Here is an 842-nt window from a genome sequence, read left to right as displayed (position 1 = left end):
GGATCATCGCTCATTTGGCTGATGGTTTCCAGCGTCATGTATCTGGCGCGCTGCACGGCCCATTCGTCGTTCTGTTCGAGCAGGATCGCGCCAACCAGGCGGACGATGGCGTCATCATTTGGGAAGATGCCGACGACCTCGGTGCGCCGCTTGATCTCGCCGTTGAGGCGCTCGATCGGGTTGGTCGAGTGCAGCTTGGCGCGGTGCTCCTTAGGGAAAGTCATGTAGGCAAGCACGTCGGGCTCGGCGTCGTCCATGATTGTCGCCAGCTTCGGCACCTTCGGCCGGATCTGGTCGGCGACGGCGCGCCATTGCGTGCTTGCGGCCCCGGGCGTTTCCTGGGCGAAGGCGGTGGCGATGAAAGCGGAGACGACGCGGCGCCCGCTCTTGCCGGCATGGGCCAGCACGTTCCTCATGAAGTGGACGCGGCACCTCTGCCATGTCGCGCACAGCACCTTGGTGACGGCCGCTTTGATGCCTTCATGGGCATCGGAGACGACAAGCTTGACGCCGCGCAGGCCACGGCGGGTCAGCTTGCGCAGGAACTCCGTCCAGATCGGCTCGGCCTCAGACGTGCCGACCTCCATGCCCAGCACCTCGCGTCGGCCGTCCGCATTGACGCCGACAGCGATGATGATGGCGACCGAGACGATGCGGCCGCCGCGGCGCACCTTCAGGTAGGTGGCGTCGATCCACAGATATGGCCAGTCGCCCTCGATGGGTCTTTCAAGGAACGCTTTGACCTTGCCGTCGATCTCTTCGCACAGCCGGCTGACCTGGCTTTTGGAGATGCCGCTCATGCCCATGGCCTTGACCAGGTCGTCGACCGAGCGGGTCGAGAT

1 protein-coding gene is annotated in these 842 nt (G+C 64.5%); it reads right to left on the bottom strand.

The genetic code is table 11. The features are described from left to right. Positions 1-842 (bottom strand): IS256 family transposase (locus NKH17_RS33325; RefSeq protein ID WP_352973541.1); only part of this gene is annotated, 842 nt, incomplete at both ends.

The organism is Mesorhizobium sp. M1334 (assembly GCF_040317995.1).
Lineage (GTDB): Bacteria > Pseudomonadota > Alphaproteobacteria > Rhizobiales > Rhizobiaceae > Mesorhizobium.
The sequence above is the reverse complement of the archived record's forward strand: the minus strand, read 5'-3'. Positions and strand labels throughout refer to the sequence as shown.